The organism is Cytophagia bacterium CHB2 (genome assembly GCA_030263535.1).
Classification (GTDB): domain Bacteria; phylum Zhuqueibacterota; class Zhuqueibacteria; order Zhuqueibacterales; family Zhuqueibacteraceae; genus Coneutiohabitans.
The window spans coordinates 17,165-34,832 of the sequence record SZPB01000016.1; the positions used below are offsets into that span (position 1 = coordinate 17,165).

Consider the following 17,668-nt stretch of genomic DNA (forward strand, 5'->3'; position numbering starts at 1 on the left):
GTAAGGCGATAAGGCGCTCAAAGTTAGAATAAAATTCTGAAAGTTTGTCGCAGAATAATTTATTGGCAGAACGATTCAAAGTCGTTCTGCCAATAAATCATCCTGCCAGAGTTTTTGGGGCGGTGCTCGATGACTTCGGCGCATTTCGGTGGAAAAACTTTATCGCCAATGGTCACCGAGTTTCGCCGAACAGTCATCTGCTGCTTAGCAGGCGCTTTGATTTGCAGCTTGTCTGCAAATCAGGGTAGAACGTAAGTGCACGGGGATAACAGATTTAAATTACGTTTTTACTTTTCTATAACGATAGTATGCCGCGCACGCGCCTTCCGACGAAACCATGGTCGCGCCCAGCGGGCGCTCCGGTGTGCAGCGCACGCCGAACGCCGGGCATTCATGCGGCTTCTTCACGCCCTGCAACACCAAACCGCTGAGACACTCCGATGATTCTTCGCGTGCAGAATTTGTCACCTCAAAGCGCTTTTCGGCATCGAAGGCCGCATAAGCCTCGCGCAAACCCAAACCGCTTTGAGGAATCTCGCCCACGCCGCGCCATTTGCGCGGAACGACGCAAAAGACTTCACGCATGAGCTGTTGCGCCGGTTGATTGCCGGCGCGCTGCACCGCGCGCGTATATTGATTCTCAACTTCGGCGCGGCCCTCTTCCAATTGTTTGATACAGAGATACACGCCTTGCAGAATATCCACCGGCTCGAAACCGGTGACGACGATCGGAACATGATATTTGGCAGCAAGCGGATAATACGCTTCGTAACCCATCACCGTGCAAACATGTCCGGCCGCCAAAAAACCTTGTACACGATTATGCGGCGAGGCGAGAATAGCCTCCATGGCCGGCGGCACCAACACATGCGAAACTAAAACGGAAAAATTCGTGACATTTTGCTCCGCCGCTTGATAAATCGCCATGGCATTAGCCGGCGCGGTGGTTTCGAAGCCCACCGCAAAAAACACCACCTGCCGATCCGGATTTGCGCGCGCGAGTTTGAGCGCATCGAGCGGCGAATAGACGATGCGAACATCGCCGCCGGCTGCTTTGACGCTGAGCAAATCTTTTTCGGAGCCGGGAACGCGCAACATATCACCAAAAGAACAAAACACCACCTCAGGCCGGGAGGCAATGGCAATGGCTTTATCAATTAATTCCAACGAGGTGACGCACACCGGGCAGCCCGGACCGTGCACCAACGTGATCGTTTTGGGCAGCAATTCATCAATGCCGAATTTGACGATGGCATGGGTTTGCCCGCCGCACACTTCCATGATGGTCCACGGCTTGGTGACCAGGCGCGCGATTAAATCGGCATAACGCCGGGCGGCTTTGGCATCGCGATATTCGTCGATATATTTCATTAATAGACGATTGACTTCTCAACGTTGGAATAGAATTCTGAAAGTGTCTCGCTCACGGAAATGAAATCCCACGGAAAAGGCCTTTGCTTTTTTTGGTGGGAATTCAACTTTTGTGGGCGAGGCTCACAGAGCTGCTCGATGAGCTTCAATTTTCAACTTGTCTGAAAATCGGAGCAGCGCTTACGATAAAAAAATGCCTTACGTTGACCGGCGCGCCGGGTCATCCGCCTCCTCCAACTCTTTTAGCTCATCCATTTCTTTGAGATAATCAAAGACGCGCCTCGCTTCACCTTCATCTAACGTATTAATTGCGAAGCCAACATGTACGATGACATAGTCGCCGACTCTGGCTTCCGGCGTATACGCGAGGTTCACTTCTTTCAGAATGCCGCCAAAATTCACTTTCCCCGTGCGCAGCAGCGGCTCGTCGCCGTTAATACTCATGATTTTTCCCGGCACTGCGAGGCACATCTTAATACTCCTTGCGCTTTGTTTTGATCGAATTCACAAAGGTGAAAGCCGTTCGGATTCAGCAGCGCAGAATTAGCAATTCGCATGCAAGTTTAGAAGCAAGATAACCGGAATGCAAATCAGGCGCAACACCTAAGGCAAATATGCTGGATCATCAAAGGCCGGAGGGAGCTACGTCTTATACCTGCCGCCCGTGGCAACGGCAAAGAGTCGATGGTAACCGCAATTTGTGCAGTTGGGGAAAGGGTTAATTTCGCGCCAATTATCCATCTTCCCGCCGGCATCAGCGATGGGCAGCGCCGGCAAGAAACAGGCAAAAGCGCACGCTCGGCGCTGCGCACGATCTAGCGCATACGCGCCTAACCGTCCTCAATCAAACTCATCCACTTCCACACTTTCGAGAATGATCTCTTGTGCGTGGGAATCCGTGAAATCGTTTGAGACTTCGATGTCGAGATGCGCGTTTTCGGCAATCGTGCCGCGCGAGGCGTGCACAAAATGTTCACGGAAATGATCGGGGGACATATGCGACAACGCGCCCAATTTGACTTTAACGCCCAGCACTCTGCGGGCATGCGGCACGCGCGCCACGGATTCGATTTTGCGCATCAAATCTGCCATCAAAGAGAATTCATGCATGATTTATTGTCCTCGGTATGAATCGTAAATCAGATTGAATTTGTGCAGCAACTGTCTGCGCTGCTTTTTCGATTTCCGGTGAAAGTCTTGCGCCGGCTTCGAACGTTTTTCCTTCAATGCCATAGACGACAAGATTTTCAGGAAGCTGCTGTAACGCCCGGGCGAGTTCCACCGCTTCTGCGACGCTGAACGCGTGCGTGGAATAATGAAAAAAACTGCTGGGCATGGGTTGTTTACCGGCATCCAAACGAAAAACCGTTCCCGGCGCAGCGCCGGAGTGTACCGCATCGACGATGATCACATGTTCCGCGCCTTTCCAGGCTTCCATCAATGCCGCGCCCTCGCCGCTGAGCGTCAGAATGCCAACGCTTTCCGGCAGTTGCCCTTGCAGCCGCCGCGCGATGACGAGGCCAACGCCGTCGTCGCCGCGATACTCATTGCCGACGCCAATCACGAGAGTGGTTGTTGCGTTCGTTTTCATCTGTGGTTTATGCGGCTGGAGAACGAGTTCGTACGAAGATCGTCATTCAAATAACTTACTCATTTTCTTTAAACCGCTAATCAACGCGAATGGCCGCTAATGCTCTTTAATTCGCGATGATTTGCGTCAATTCGCGGTCGGAGATAGGGAAAGTTATTTAATCGTCGATCCTATTTATCTTCCGCCTCACGCTCAATATTCAACTTCAAAAAATGTGTGGCGCATGAGATGCACGGGTCATAGTTACGAATTGCCTGTTCGCATTGCCACGTGAGTTTTTCTTGCGGGAGATGCAAAAATTTGGGCACATAATTGCGGAGATCGTTTTCAATCGTCTTTTGATTTTGTGAGGTCGGCGGAACAATCTTGGCGTCGAGAATCGCGCCGTGTTCGTCAAGACGGTAGCGATGATACAAAATGCCGCGCGGCGCTTCCGTGCAGCCATGTCCCACCGCAGCCCTGGGCGTCATTTCGATGAACGGCTGCGCGGGAGGTTCATATGCCGCGATAATGCGGAGCGCTTCGTCACAAGCATACACAATTTCAACGCTGCGCACGATAATGCTTTGAAACGGATTGCGGCATTCCGAGCCAATGCCGGCTTCGTGTGCGGACTCTTGCGCGAGCGGCGAAAGGCGGTCGAAATTCAAATTATAACGCGCCATTGGCCCGACAAAATAGGCGCCGCGCGCCTTGAGCACGGAATGCAGCGCATTGGAGTGTTGCACATGCTCTTCGGCAAAATGCGATTCATACTCGCGCACGGCAATATCCAGTCCTTTGTTTGAAACGATCCGGCCTTCATTAAAGGGATATTCTTCCGGATGCCGGAGGCTGACGAATTCATAATCCTGATCAAACTCAGGGAAGGGCAGCTTTGCGACCCAGCGCACGGTTGCAAGCGCCGCGTCGCGCGCCCATTTCAGGCGCTCGGCGAGCTGCAGCAAATCTTGCTTATCCGGCGCTTTATAAAATCCGCCGACGCGTATGTTGATGGGATGAATTTCACGGCCGCCCACAAGCGTAACGATCTCGTTGCCGATTTTTTTAAGCTGCAGGCCGCGTTGCACGACTTCGGGATAATCTTTCGCCATTTGAATGGCGTCATCATAACCGAGAAAATCCGGCGCGTGCAGCATGTAAACGTGCAACGTGTGGCTTTCGATCCATTCCCCGCAATAGATCAGCCGGCGCAACGCGCGCAACTGCCCTTCGACTTTTACGCCAAAGGCGTCTTCCATCGCATGTACAGCGCTCATTTGGTACGCGATCGGGCATATGCCGCAGATGCGTGCCGTGATGTCCGGCGCTTCACTGAAATCGCGGCCGCGCAAGAACGCTTCGAAGAAACGCGGCGGCTCGAAAATTTTCAATTTCGCTTCAGTGACCGCGTTCTCTTTGATCTTGACGTACAACGCGCCTTCGCCTTCGACCCGGGCGAGGTAATCCACTTTGATGGTTTTGGTTTTCATGGTTTCGTGCCTCGCTCACAAACGCGTTTCGTGCGCTTCGCTTTCCTTGCGGAACGCCTCGGCGTAGGCGTTGAATCCGCGAAAGGCGCGTACCAGATTATCTCCCGAAACGCCCAGACGGCTCCACCATTCGCTCAAGGAAGCGGTGTTGGGCGTTTCCTTCGGCCCGAAGCAACCGTAGCAGCCGCGATCATAGGCCGGGCAAATCGCGCCGCAGCCGGCATGCGTCACCGGGCCGAGGCATGGCGTGCCGTGCGCAACCATCACGCAAGTCATGCCGCGCAGCTTGCACTCCTGACACACACTGTGCTGCGGCGTATTCGGCTTGCGGCCGTGCAAAAAGGCGCTGATCACTTCCACCAATTGCATTTTGTTGATCGGGCAGCCGCGCAGCTCGAAATCAACGAAGACATGATCCGCAATCGGCGTGGATTTATTCAAGGTTGAAATGTAAGCCGGTGTAGCATAAACGATGGAGATGAATTCCTTCACCTCCTTGAAATTGCGCAATGCTTGAATGCCGCCGGCGGTGGCGCACGCGCCGATCGTCACCAAAAATTTCGAAACCCGGCGCACTTGATGAATGCGCTCGGCGTCGTGCGGCGTCGTGATCGAGCCCTCCACCAGCGAAAGATCATAGGGGCCTTTCACAAATGCGCGCGTCGCTTCGGGAAAGTTGGCAATCTCCACGGCGTCGGCCACGGCCAACAACTCGTCTTCACAATCCAACAAACTCAATTGACAGCCGTCACACGAGGCGAATTTCCACACCGCGACTTTGGGTTTGCCGTTTTTTGTTGAGGCGGATCTTGTCCGCGTTTTTCGGCTGAGGTTTTTTGTTTTACGTTGCATAGTTCAAATTTCCCGCTTGGCCAGCAGTTCCCGGAGCTGATCGTACCGGAACACCGGCCCATCTTTGCAAATAAACGTGTGCCCAAACTGGCAATGTCCGCACAATCCAATGGCGCATTTCATGTTGCGCTCCATGGAAAGAAAAATATTATCCGCGCGGATGCCGCGTTTTTGCAGCTCGAGCACGGTGAAGCGCATCATAATCTCCGGGCCGCACACCATGGCAACGGTATTGGCGGGATCGAAGGGCGCTTTGGGAACAAGGGTGGTGACGACGCCGACATTGCCGCGCCACGCGCCGGCTGCGCGATCGACGGTGACATAAACATCGAGATCGAGACGTGCACGCCAGTTCTCCAATTCACGCCGATATAAAATATCTTCCGGACTGCGGGTGCCGTAGAGCAAAACCACTTTGCCGTATTTTTCACGCTGCCTGAGCACGGCATACAACGCCGGCCGCAAGGGCGCCAGCCCAATGCCGCCCGCCACAATCACCACATCATTGCCCAGGGCTTCTTGCACCGGCCAGTGCGTGCCAAACGGCCCGCGCACGCCCAGGACGCTGCCGCGTTTCAATTTGCGCATGGCTTTGGTCACAGTGCCGACGGCGCGCGTGGTATGCACCAGCTTTTCCGGCTTGCCGGGATCTCCGCAAATGGAAATTGGCACTTCGCCGACGCCAAAAACGTAGAGCATGTTGAATTGGCCGGCGGCAAAAGCAAACTCACCGGCGCCGTTTGCCGGGCTGAGTTCGAGTGTAAACGTGTCATACGTATTCTGCTGCACACGCTGCACACGAAACGATGCCGGTAACATGGGATCAGGTGTCATAATGATGCCGCATGCAAATTATTCTGAACTGCTTCACCCCCCGGCCTGGCGGCCGCCAGCGTCTAGTCAGTTGTTGCAAGACTTTGTTGCCGCGCTCCGGTGGCCAGGGATAGAATGCTTTGATCTACAGCGTTTTTTAAATGCGTGTACAGGATTCGTAGCCCTGCCCCCTTGCGGGGCATTGTTGCAACCGCGAATTTCATGGCTTCAACAGCCGCCCACAAGGGGCGGGGACTACAAACTCTGTTCATCCAAATGCAAAACGCTGTAAACAAGTGATCGGCCACAAAAACAATTCCGTCATCGCGATGACTGCGAATGATTCGCGCCGTAAATATCCAGCAATTGCAAACGTGTGGCTTCCAGCCGTTGCTCGATAATGTGCGAGAATCGCTTTAAAAGCTCATATCCCAGATGATGATCTTCCTCGCATTTGGTGCGCAGGCATTTGGCGTCAAGCGCGATGGCCCGCGTCAGCTCCACCGCACGCGCATCGAAATGCCACTGGTAAGGCGGAATGAGCCAGGACCAGCCCAGCACTTCGCCGTCGCCAATCGTTTGAATGGTAATAGGGCCGCGCTCAGCCGCAAAAATATCCACCGCGACTTTGCCATGCCGGATGATGTAAAACGTGTTGGCTTCTTCGTCTTCATGAAACAAAAATTGTCCGGCTTCAAAGCGCACGTTGGAAGCGCAGCCAACGATAAGCTGAATGTAGTGAGGCGCGAGCCCCTTCACGAACGGATGTTCGGCTAAAATCGGTTCGAGTGTTTCCATCTGGTTTCTCCTTGGCAAACGCTTTGTAACGAAAAATCTAATGAACCCGCCCTGTCACTTTTAGGGTAAGCGCCGCGCCCGGCTGATTGAGTGCGCCGCGCGGTTTGATTTTATAACGGCCAATTGTTCCGCTCAAACCGTTTTATTTCTTTCCAGCATGATTTGCTCAAATCGTGAGTGCAAGCGTCGCATCTCATCTCGGTTTACCGGCTTTGTTGGACGATTCATTTTCTCGCATGGCTTGCACTTCTTCGGTGAGATCGATTCCCACCGGGCACCAGGTGATGCAGCGACCGCACCCGACGCAGCCGGAGACGCCGAATTGATCAATCCAGGAGGCGAGCTTGTGGGTTAGCCATTGGCGATAACGCGCTTTGACCGAAGGGCGCACACTGCCGCCGTGAATGTAGGAAAAATCCATAGTGAAACAGGAATCCCACTTGCGCCAGCGCTCCGCATGTTCACCAGTCAAGTCCGTCACATCCTCAACCGTGGCGCAAAAACAGGTTGGGCAAACCATCGTGCAGTTGGCGCAGCTCAAGCAGCGTCCGGCCACTTCTTCCCAGCGCGGATTGTCGGTATTGCGGTACAGCAATTCTTTAATGCCCTCCGTATTCAACTTGGGCTTCATTTGCTGCGCGGCGCGCGCGACAACTTCATCGATCTTCGCGAGATCTTCCGCGCTCGCCTCTTGATGCGGAATTTCCTGAACGATCCCGGCGCCGCGCTCCGAACCGGTTTCGACGATGAAATAATGCCGTTTGCCTTCCACCACTTCGGTGAGCGCGAGATCGAAGCCACCCGTTGCTCGCGGCCCGGTGTTCATCGACGCACAAAAACAATTTCCACCCGCCTGCCCGCAATTGACCGCGATGATGAAAATCTTTTCGCGGCGCGTGCGATAGGCCGGATCAACATAACTGCCGCCCATAAAGATTTTGTCTTGAATGGCGAGCGCGTGCAACTCGCAGGCGCGCACGCCGAGAAAGGCGCGCAGCGGAACCTCGTCCGATTCCGGCGCAATGTTGAAGCCCTCGCTGGTGCGTTGCGCCTGCCAGAGCCGCAACGTGGGCGGGTGCAGGAATCGTTTCCACGAGTGCGGGCCGACGACGTAACCAAACAATGCTGGATCCGCGCGTTTCTGCAAGCGGTAAGCGCCTTTCTTCTGCTCATCCGTTACACCCTGCGGCAAATCCCGGCTCGAGCGCAACGAATCGTAGACAATCGCGCCGTCGCGCACGCGTGGCCCAATAATTTCTTGAAAGCCGCGGCGCTGCAGAGCCTCGAACAGAGCATCCAGGGCGTTTCGTTCAATGATTTTCATAACACCTTCAGCGAGGATTTACTTCGTCTTCAAATAGCCGCTTTTGGAGAATCGCTTCGGGTCGCGTAAAAAAGCGGTTCTGCAATCCGGGCATTCAAAATAAAAAGTCTTGTCCCCGTATTGCGCCCACAAATTGGTTTTCCGCGCAACTGTCGTACTCAACGGCGCGCCGCACACCGGACAAATGTCATCCAGATTCTTGAGATTCACCGGGGTGTTGGCCTTGCCGTGCAGCGAAGCAATATACTGGGTCACGGCGCTAATCTCTTGCGGCGTCAGCGCAATCGGCGGCATCAGGGTCGAATCTTCCAGCGTTTGCAAATGTTTCTTTACATAAAGCGTATCCATTGCCAGCATCAATGCGGAAAGCTCGCCGCCTTGGAACTCTTCTCCGCCATGCGCAATGCTATGACATGCGCTGCAATCTTCTCTAAGAAAAATTTGTTCGCCCAGGGCGACTTGTTCCGCCAGATAGCCCGGTGAGGGCAGATGATCGTCTCCTGATTTGCAGCCGGCGCCGAGCCACAGCATTAGCGCCCAACTCGACACGATTACAACTTTTAAAAATCGCATATCTGTCTCCTTTCTCTGAAGAGGTGAATGAAGGTCATTCGATCAGAGATTTGCCAAACGCCTTCACGGTAAACACCGGGCAAGGCGCACGCCGAACGACCTTTTCCGCCACGCTGCCGAGCAAGAGATGTTTAAAACCGGTTAACCCATGTGTTGCAATAACGATATAATCCATGTCATGTTTTTCCGCAAAATGAACGATGTCATGCGCGGGATAGCCTTCCAGAATATGCAACGTGGAGGCGACATTGGGGCCGGCCGTTTCCGCCAAAAGCTGCTGCAGCGCGGTCTCCGTGCGCGCTTTGATGTCGGCCACGGAGTCGAAGCCGGTGACATTCAAGCCGACATAGAACGGCGGCACGGCATTGGTTTCGATCACGTGCAGCAAGTGCATATGCGCGCCATACGCGGCGGCAAACTGTTTAGCATAAATGAGCGCATCGCGGGAATGCTCGGAAAAATCGATCGGCACCAAGATCGATTTGATCGCTTCCACCGCCACAGGCTCCTTACGCTCGCGGATAGTGAGTACCGGGCAGGGCGCCAGCCGCACCACTTCTTCGGTGACGCTGCCCAAAAAAAGATGCTTCAAGCCGCGGCGGCCGTGCGTGCCCATGACGATCAAATCAATGCTGTGATCATCGGCATACTCCAAAATCGTCGGGGCGATGGAGATGCCCTGCAATTGCGCTTGTGAGATGCGCAAATCGGAAACCGCGCGCGCGCTCAGCGCCGCGTTCATGCGCGCGGAAGCCATGTCGTTCAGCCGCGTTTGCACGGCTTCCATATCCGGAAACTGGTGCGAAGGATTGTTGGCGTCGTATTCCAGCGGCACCATCACATGCAGAATATGCAGATCGGCGCGATACTGCCGCGCCAAATACAACGCGTGATTGAGCGCCTGATCGGCGCAGCGCGAAAAGTCCGTGGGGAATAAAATTCTTTTTATGGCTAACATCTCTTGTCTCCTTATGTTGGCATTCAACTCTTGCTGGGAATATTTCATCGCGCGCCGCGCTGACGCAAAAATCGTCTGGCGCTTGACGGGTTTGCAAAGATAGTCAAACGCGCCGGCGGCCATGGCCAGTTCGTAACTGGCGGCGTCGCTGTTCACGGTGACAACGATCACTTTTGAACGCGGGCATTTTCGCTTAATTTCACGCAGACAATCGAGGCCGGATTTCCCGGGCAATTTCCAATCCAAAATGATCAGGTCATACACATTCTTGCCGAGCAGCGCGCCGGCTTGATTGCCCGTGGAAGCCGCATTCACCTGAAACCCGGCTTTTTCAAAAATTTTGGTTAACGAGCGCCGAAATTCGCGATCATCGTCCACGATCAAAATGCGCTGCTCATTGATGACGGACACGTCGTGACCTCCTGAACTGGTTCCTTCCATAACGATTTCAAAAAGCATACCCTTAATCCTCCCAAAACAAAAAAGCCGTTTGTGCATACACAAACGGCTGTAAAAAAAAGCGATGGAGCAAAGAAGATTTTTATAAAATTTATGCTTTTTGCGCCGCCATTTTCTTAGGGTCGGTAAAACATTCTTGGGGTTTCTTATTTTTGAGAAGGCGAACGCCGCGGGGTTATTGAGCAAAAATCACAAGATTGTGAGCCGGCAACATACGAAAATTCCCCCCCGGCGCCCGGCCCGCTGCGGCTTCACTCCTTGCTCGGAATGGCCAGCTCTGTCATTTTGCGGTAAAGTGTCGACAGGCTCATGCCGAGTATGCCGGCAGCTTTGCTTTTATCCTGGCCGGCCGTCTGCAAGGCTTTCAAAATGGCGTCGCGTTCGAACTTCCGCACCGAGCCTTTCAAGCCGCCTTCGATTTCCTCCGCAGCAGTTTTGCTCGAGAAAATCGGCGGGACATGCGCAAGCTGCAGCACATTGCTGTCGCACATGATCATGGCGCGCTCCACGACATTTTCCAATTCCCGCACATTGCCCTTCCATTCGTAACTTCTGAAAGCCTCCAACACCACTTCATCCGCGCCATGAATTTGTTTGTTCAACTGTGTGTTATAAATTTTGATAAAATGCTCGACCAGCTCGGGAATATCCTCCATGCGCTCGCGCAACGGTGGGATATTGATGCCGACGACGTTGAGGCGATAATATAAATCCTCGCGAAAATGGCCCTGTGACACTTGCTCGACCAGGTCTTTGTTGGTCGCAGCAATGATGCGCACGTCAATGATCTCGGGCCGCGTGCTGCCCACCGGCAGGATTTCTTTCTGCTCGATCGCGCGCAACAGCTTGGCCTGCAAATTCATCGGCACGCTTGAAATTTCGTCGAGGAAAAGCGTGCCGCCGTCAGCCACTTTGAACAAACCTTGCTTATCACGCATCGCGCCGGTAAACGCGCCTTTAACGTGCCCGAACAACTCGCTTTCAATCAAATTCTCCGGAATGGCGGCGCTGTTGACCGGAATGAATCTGCTCTTGGCGCGCAAACTCCGGCGATGAATCGCACGCGCAATCAGCTCTTTGCCGGTGCCGCTCTCGCCCGTGATCAGAACGGTGGACACCAGCGGCGCGACGCGCTCGACCATCTCCAGCACATTGGTGAACGCCGGGCTTTTGCCGATGATTTCCTCAAAAAACTCGGCCTTGCCCAATTGCGCCTTCAGGTATTTGTTTTCCTGCGCCAAATTTTGCCGTTCGATGGCGCGTTCCACTGTGCTGAGTATCACCGCCTTTTTCGGGGGCTTGGTGATGAAATCATAGGCGCCTTCTTTAACGGCCTCCACCGCAGTTTCGATGGTGCCGTAGCCCGTCAACAAAATCACTTCACAATCCGGGTGTTTCTTCTTGAGGTTTTTGAGCAACGTGATGCCGTCGCCTTCCGGCATGCGCAAATCTGTCAAGACCAAATCCGCAGCGGCTTGTGACATGAGTTGCATGGCCTCCTCTCCGGAACTTGCGGTCCGGGTCAGATAACCCGCCTTTTTCAAAACTTTTTCCAGTGATTCGCGCACACTTTCTTCATCATCTACGATGAGAATCGATTTTTCCTGCACGTTGTGTCCCTCACTTAGTTTCGTCCAATGGAAGAATGATCGAGAACGTCGTTCCGTGTCCAACTTTGCTATGGCATATAACCTGCCCGCCGTGATCGTGGATAATCTGCTCTACGATCGCCAATCCCAACCCGGTGCCGACTTCCTTTGTCGTAAAAAAAGGCTCGAATATTTTGCCGATCACTTCAGACGGAATGCCGATGCCGGTATCTTCAATATGAATAACAGCCTCTTCGTTTCGTTTCTCCACCCACAAGCGCAGCTTTCCGCCCTTGGGCATGGCCTCGACCGCATTCCGGATCAAATTCAACAGGGCGCGCCGCATTTGCACGCGGTCAAATCGAATTTCCCCCAACACCTCTGGAAGCTGGCACTCCATTTCAATGCGTTTTTGCCGCAACTCATGACGCAAGAATTCGAGCGTTTCTTCGATCATACGCGGCAGATTGCCCGGCACAAGCAGAGATTCCGGCAGCCGCGAAAACTGCAAATACTCCTCCGTCAAAGCCGTCATGCGGTCGATTTCCGCGATGATGGCGCGCAGCAAAGCCCGCGCTTCATCAGTATTCACTTGATCATAAGCGCTGATCTCATCCTCCAGCATCTCCGCATTCAAACTGATCGAGGACAGCGGATTCCGGATTTCGTGCGCGACTTTTGCCGCCATTTTGCCGATGGTCGCCAGGCGCTCCGTTTGCAGAACCTGCTTCTCCAGCCGCTTTTGATCGGTGATATCAATGCCGATGGCCAGCGCGCCGGAGATATTACGGGCCTCATCGCGAATCACCGTGTTCGACCACGCGATCAAGCGTTCGTCGCCGCGTTTCGTCAAAATATGATTCTCAAAGCGCGAGGGCAATCGCCCCTCGACAATGGCGCTGAACACATCGTTGACTTCCACGCGCGCTTCTTCCGGCAGAAACATGTCAAACCAGTTTTTGCCGATCACCTCATGCTTGGCATAGCCGGTCACTTCTTCGCATTTCTTGTTGAACAGCGTCAGCTTGCCCTCGAGGTTCAAACTCACGATCAAACAATTTGCCGTTTCAATGACGGATTCGGAAAACTCTTTTTCCTGAAGAAGCCGGGCCTCGATTTTCTTCTTTTCCGTCAGGTCGATTTCAACGCCCATGTAGCCGATTTTCGCGCCGTCGCGATAAATCGGCGTAATCGAGAGCAATACCGGAATTTCATGGCCGTCCTTGTGCTTGTTGATAATCTCGCCGACCCAACGGCCTTTGCTGTTGACGCCTTCCCACATGCGCTTGTACTGTTCATTTGTGGTTTTGGCGGAACGCAAAATCCGCGTGTTTTGGCCGACCGCCTCCTCGTGCGTCCACCCAAAAAGATTGGAAAACGCTTGATTCGCTTCAATGATATTGCCCTGCAAATCCGTCAAGAGAATGGCATCGGTCGAATATAAAAAGGCGCTATGAAAAAGATTTAAACGCTGTTCCAGTAAAGCTTTTTTTGACAAAGCAGCCATAATAAATCAGAGAAAACAAATCGAACTTGTTTGGTCGCAGAATTTTGTCGAATAGAGTAAAAACAAATTCGTCAAATCACAAGAAATATTTAAGCGATAAAACGGCCCTGGGGCGGGATGAAAGTGCATGACCCAAACCGGGGAGCGCAATCGTTTTTCGCTTTCCGGGGCCATGTTGCAACTGCAATTGTCCTGGTTTGGCGAGCCGCTGGCCTGAGCGCTTGACAAGGCAGGCAGAGTGAATCTCTAAACCCAAAATTTAGGCAGGCGGTTGTTCCAGCCCAACCCAAATTTCTGCATTTTCATGGCTTATGAAGTATAAACAAACTTCAAACTCCCGCTCGCGCGGAACGGTTATTGACTGAAGTTCTTGCTGCATCGCTATGGCTTTGGATCACCCAATTTCATGATCCCCTCCGGGAGCACTGCAATGCTATCTTCCTGCCGAACACTATCCTGGCTTGTCGTTTTCCATCTGGCATTCCCCGCGATTTCCGCACCTCAATCCACTAGCGATCAAATGTTGCCTTCGCTCGACCCCAACAAAAGAATCAGCCAGTACGTTCTTGATATTTGGGGCAATGAAGAAGGCTTGCCCTATGGCAACATCATCGACATTGCGCAAACGCCGGATGGATATCTTTGGCTTGTGACGGACGGCGGCTTGCTGCGTTTTGACGGCGTACGTTTCACCGTTTACAATTTTGAAAACACGCCGGTTTTCAAAAGCAACATCCTGCGGGAATTGCTGGTAAGCTCAGGCGGCAGCCTTTGGATTGCTGCGATGGAGGGTGGATTAATTCGTTTCAAAGATGGCCAATTTTCCGCCTGGACCTCGACAGAGGGCTTGGCGAGCAACGATGTCGCATCGCTGTGTGAAGGTCGTGACGGGAGCATTTGGTTTCATGCCGCGGGGGGGTTACATCAGTGGCAGGAGAATAAAATTGTTTCCTTTCCGGATCCCACTGGCATCACACAAATTCACTCAAAAGCTATTATGCCTGACCAGGCCGGGAATCTCTTGCTGGCAGGGTTGGCAGGGCTGCTCCGGTTCAGCCGGGATGCGAGCCAGAAATTTGTCCAGATAGACACTCTGCTGAAAGGGCGCATACTGAGTTTGACGCATGATCGCTTTGGCAATATCTGGGTGGGCACACACGATGACGGTTTACTGCGCTATCGTGACGGCCAATTCGAACATTTCACCACCGCCTCCGGGCTTGCGCATTTTCGCATTTGGGATACTTATGAAGATCGCGCCGGCACACTCTGGTTGGCAACAGCAAACGGCTTAAGCCGAAAACGGTTGGGGGAGGAAATCGACGGTTATAACGCGCTGCCCGACGTTCGCTTGCGCACGATTTTCGAAGATCGCGAGGGCAATCTTTGGGTTGGCAGTTATACCCGGCTCTATCGCTTCAAAAACGGACAAATAACGACATGGGACAGTTCCACCGGGGTTTCGCCCTTGGGGGCAAATTGTATTTATCAAGATCGCAACGGCGTCATGTGGATTGGTACGCCGGAGGGTCTGAGCCGCATGACGAATGGCACCATCGCCAATTATACCACAGCGGAGGGCTTGCCTTCAAATGTGGTATACTCGGTGGCGCAAGACGATGCCGGCACGATTTGGGCCGGCACCAGCGCCGGTTTGGCGCGCTATGAGGACGGCAAATTCCTGAAAATTCCTCAACCCCGGCTTGCCGGCATTCAAACCCTCTACAAAGATCGTCGCGGCCTGCTCTGGATCGGCACGGGATACGGCGAAATTTTCACCTATGACAGCGGCACCTTCACAACCTGGCGCCCGGATCTCAACAACGGCGCTGCGGTTTTCTGGTTTCACCACGATCGTGCAGACAATTTTTGGATTGGTCGAGGTGGGATGCTGCTGCAGGGACCGCGAGAGGGCATCATCAACTCCGTTGCACATGAGAGCTTAACCAGCATATCCACAAAATGTTGTCATGAAGAACAGGATGGCACACTCTGGCTCGGCACCGCAGGCAACGGCCTGTATCGCTTCCAAAACGGCGTCTTCAAAGCATACACCACGCGTGACGGCCTCTTTGATAATTATGTCTGGTCGATTTTGGAAGATGGCGATGGTTACTTGTGGATGAGCAGTGATCAGGGCATCTGGCGGATACACAAGCAGGACTTCAGCGATTATGATGCCGCTCGAATCAACAAACTGGTCTGCACGGCATATGGCAAAAGCGAGGGATTAAAAACGAAAGAGGGTAACTCTTGGGGTTTTCCCAAGGCCTGGAAAAACTCAGCCGGAGAACTGTGGTTTCCGATGGTGCAGGGCGTGGCAACTGTCAATCCGGAACAGCAAGTCGTCAACACTTTGCCGCCGCCGGTTCACCTCGAAGAGATTTGGGTGGACACCGTGAAGTTCGAGTGGCGCCGAAACAACGTCATTCCCCCCGGCAAAAAAAACCTGACATTTCGTTACACGGCGGCCAGCTTGCGCTCGCCGGAAAAAGTGCGTTTCAAATACAAACTGGAGGGGTATGATGCCGGCTGGATCGACGCCGGCGCGCGGCGAATCGCTTACTATACGAATCTCTCACCCAACCATTATCGTTTTCGGGTGATCGCGTGCAATGAAAACAACGTTTGGAATGAAATCGGCGCTAGCGCCGCCTTTTCACTCGCGCCGCGCTTTTATCAAACCCGGTGGTTTGCCGCGCTGTGCGTCTTCATGTTGGGATTCACCATCTATCAAGGCTATCGCTGGCGCTTGCGCTATTTGCAGGTCCGGCAAGTCCGCCTCGAAAAATTGATTGCGAAGCGCACCAAACAGCTTCGCTTGAGCGACGCGAGAAACAAGGCCATTCTGCAAGCTTTGCCGGATGCCATTTTCCGGCTGGGTCCGGCGGGAAAGTTTTTGGAATATTTTCCGGGCCACAGCACGGAGCCGCTCGTGCCGCCGCAAGAATTTCTCGGTAAGAATGTTGACGAGGTTTTGCCCGCGCCGCTGGCCCGCCGCATTAAACATTTCATCGCGGCGGCGCAACACACCAAACAAATACAAACATTCGAATACGAGCTGGCCGTGGCCCAAAAAACACGCCAGTTCGAAGCTTATATCGTGGCTTTCGAGAAAAACGAAACCCTGGCCATCGTGCGTGACATCACGGCGCGCAAACAAGCGGAGAAGACAATGCGGGAGTTCGAGTATTTCCGCCTGATCGCAGAGGCTTCCCCGATTGCGCTAGCCATGACGCGCATCCGCGACGGCGTGATCCTCTTCGCAAATCATCATATTGAACAGATTCTGGGCGTGTCGAACCGCGAGCTGATCAGCCGCTGCGCTCTGGATTTCTATGACAACCCGGCCGAGCGCGCCGCCCTCCTTGAAGAGATTCACAACACGGGCGCCGTACACAATCGCGAATTGAAGCTAAGAAAACCGGATGGCGCTGTCTTGTGGATAATGCTTTCGTGTGAAAAGCTCATCTTCGACGGCGAGCCCTCGTTGCTCATCGGTTACTATGATATCACCACACGCAAGCAGGCCGAAGAACAGCAAGCCCGCTACGCCCGCACGCAAGCTGCGCTGGTGCAGGCCAACAAAGTCTTGTTGAGCACACTCGATATTGACTGCCTGCTGACCGGAATTTTGCAAGCGGCACAAGCAGCCATCCCCGCCGCTGAAAAAGGCGCGATTCTGCTATGGGATGAAGAGAAACAGGCGTTGCAACTGAAGAATGCCTGGGGCTATGACGATCCACGAGTTGCCCAAATCGTTTTTTCCCGTGATAAAGGCTATTCGAGTCGCGCCGCCCGGCTGCGCCAGCCCCTGATCGTGCCGGATACGAATGCCGAGGAGGAAATTCGCTACGAGGGCGACATCGCAGAAATACGCGCGCTACGCAGCGCCATCGTCGCACCCATGATTTTGCGCGGCGAGATGCTCGGCGTCATCAGCCTGGATGCGACAACGCGCGAGGCATTCCAGGAAGACGATCTCGAGTTGCTGGTGGCATTTGCCAGCCAGGCGGTGCTTGCGCTCGGCAATGCCCGCTTGCACCAGCAGGTGCGCACTTCGGAAGAACGCTACCGTGTTTTGCACGATGACAATCCCTCCATGTATTTTACCCTTGATGCCGGCGGCGCGGTTCTTTCCGTCAATCGTTTCGGAGCCGGGCAGCTCGGTTACACCGCCGCCGAGCTGCTGAGACAATCCGTGCTCAAAATCTTTCTGCCGGAAGATCATGCCACCGTCTTACGGCAGTTGCAGCTTTGCCTGCAAACGCCCTCACAGGCGCATTATTGGGAATTGCGCAAAATTCGCAAAGACGGAAGCATACTCTGGGTCGGCGAGACGGCCCGCGCCGTGCCGCACC

The 17,668-nt window shown here is 53.7% G+C and carries 14 protein-coding genes; 1 reads left to right on the top strand and 13 read right to left on the bottom strand.

What is annotated here, in order from left to right; genetic code table 11:
- Nucleotides 1–279: 279 nt before the first annotated feature.
- The 13 genes from hypD to FBQ85_03345 form a co-directional block, all read right to left on the bottom strand.
- Nucleotides 280–1,371, bottom strand: coding sequence for a hydrogenase formation protein HypD (gene hypD / locus FBQ85_03285; GenBank protein MDL1874181.1), 1,092 nt, complete (start codon nt 1,369–1,371; stop codon nt 280–282).
- A gap of 198 nt (nt 1,372–1,569) precedes the next feature.
- Nucleotides 1,570–1,842, bottom strand: a complete 273-nt coding sequence (locus tag FBQ85_03290) for a HypC/HybG/HupF family hydrogenase formation chaperone (protein ID MDL1874182.1) — start codon at nt 1,840–1,842, stop codon at nt 1,570–1,572.
- Between the two features lie 369 nt (nt 1,843–2,211).
- Nucleotides 2,212–2,481, bottom strand: coding sequence for a hydrogenase maturation nickel metallochaperone HypA (locus FBQ85_03295; GenBank protein MDL1874183.1), 270 nt, complete (start codon nt 2,479–2,481; stop codon nt 2,212–2,214).
- Nucleotides 2,474–2,962: a hydrogenase maturation protease gene (locus FBQ85_03300; protein MDL1874184.1), complete on the bottom strand. Its 489-nt coding sequence runs from the start codon at nt 2,960–2,962 to the stop codon at nt 2,474–2,476. The genes FBQ85_03295 and FBQ85_03300 overlap by 8 nt, the downstream gene beginning before the upstream one ends.
- Nucleotides 2,963–3,132: 170 nt before the next feature.
- Entirely contained in the window at nt 3,133–4,434 is a 1,302-nt protein-coding gene (locus FBQ85_03305) for a Ni/Fe hydrogenase subunit alpha (protein MDL1874185.1), read from the bottom strand.
- Between the two features lie 15 nt (nt 4,435–4,449).
- A complete protein-coding gene (locus FBQ85_03310) occupies nt 4,450–5,286 on the bottom strand; it encodes an oxidoreductase (protein MDL1874186.1) in 837 nt (278 codons plus the stop codon).
- 3 nt (nt 5,287–5,289) lie between these two features.
- Nucleotides 5,290–6,120: a Ni/Fe hydrogenase subunit gamma gene (locus FBQ85_03315; protein ID MDL1874187.1), complete on the bottom strand. Its 831-nt coding sequence runs from the start codon at nt 6,118–6,120 to the stop codon at nt 5,290–5,292.
- Nucleotides 6,121–6,420: 300 nt separating this feature from the next.
- Entirely contained in the window at nt 6,421–6,897 is a 477-nt protein-coding gene (locus FBQ85_03320) for a cyclic nucleotide-binding domain-containing protein (protein MDL1874188.1), read from the bottom strand.
- 193 nt (nt 6,898–7,090) lie between these two features.
- Nucleotides 7,091–8,221: a sulfite reductase subunit A gene (locus tag FBQ85_03325; protein MDL1874189.1), complete on the bottom strand. Its 1,131-nt coding sequence runs from the start codon at nt 8,219–8,221 to the stop codon at nt 7,091–7,093.
- Between the two features lie 18 nt (nt 8,222–8,239).
- A complete protein-coding gene (locus tag FBQ85_03330; GenBank protein MDL1874190.1) occupies nt 8,240–8,794 on the bottom strand; it encodes a c-type cytochrome in 555 nt (184 codons plus the stop codon).
- 34 nt (nt 8,795–8,828) lie between these two features.
- A complete protein-coding gene (locus tag FBQ85_03335; protein ID MDL1874191.1) occupies nt 8,829–10,250 on the bottom strand; it encodes a response regulator in 1,422 nt (473 codons plus the stop codon).
- Between the two features lie 212 nt (nt 10,251–10,462).
- Nucleotides 10,463–11,806, bottom strand: a complete 1,344-nt coding sequence (locus tag FBQ85_03340; protein MDL1874192.1) for a sigma-54-dependent Fis family transcriptional regulator — start codon at nt 11,804–11,806, stop codon at nt 10,463–10,465.
- A 25-nt stretch (nt 11,807–11,831) separates the two neighbouring features.
- Nucleotides 11,832–13,307 (bottom strand): PAS domain S-box protein, encoded by a 1,476-nt coding sequence (locus tag FBQ85_03345; protein MDL1874193.1) that lies wholly within the window; start codon nt 13,305–13,307, stop codon nt 11,832–11,834.
- 406 nt (nt 13,308–13,713) lie between these two features.
- Between FBQ85_03345 and FBQ85_03350 the strand changes: the two genes are divergently transcribed.
- Nucleotides 13,714–17,668, top strand: a 3,955-nt coding sequence (locus tag FBQ85_03350; protein ID MDL1874194.1) for a PAS domain S-box protein, incomplete at its 3' end; no start/stop codon positions are given.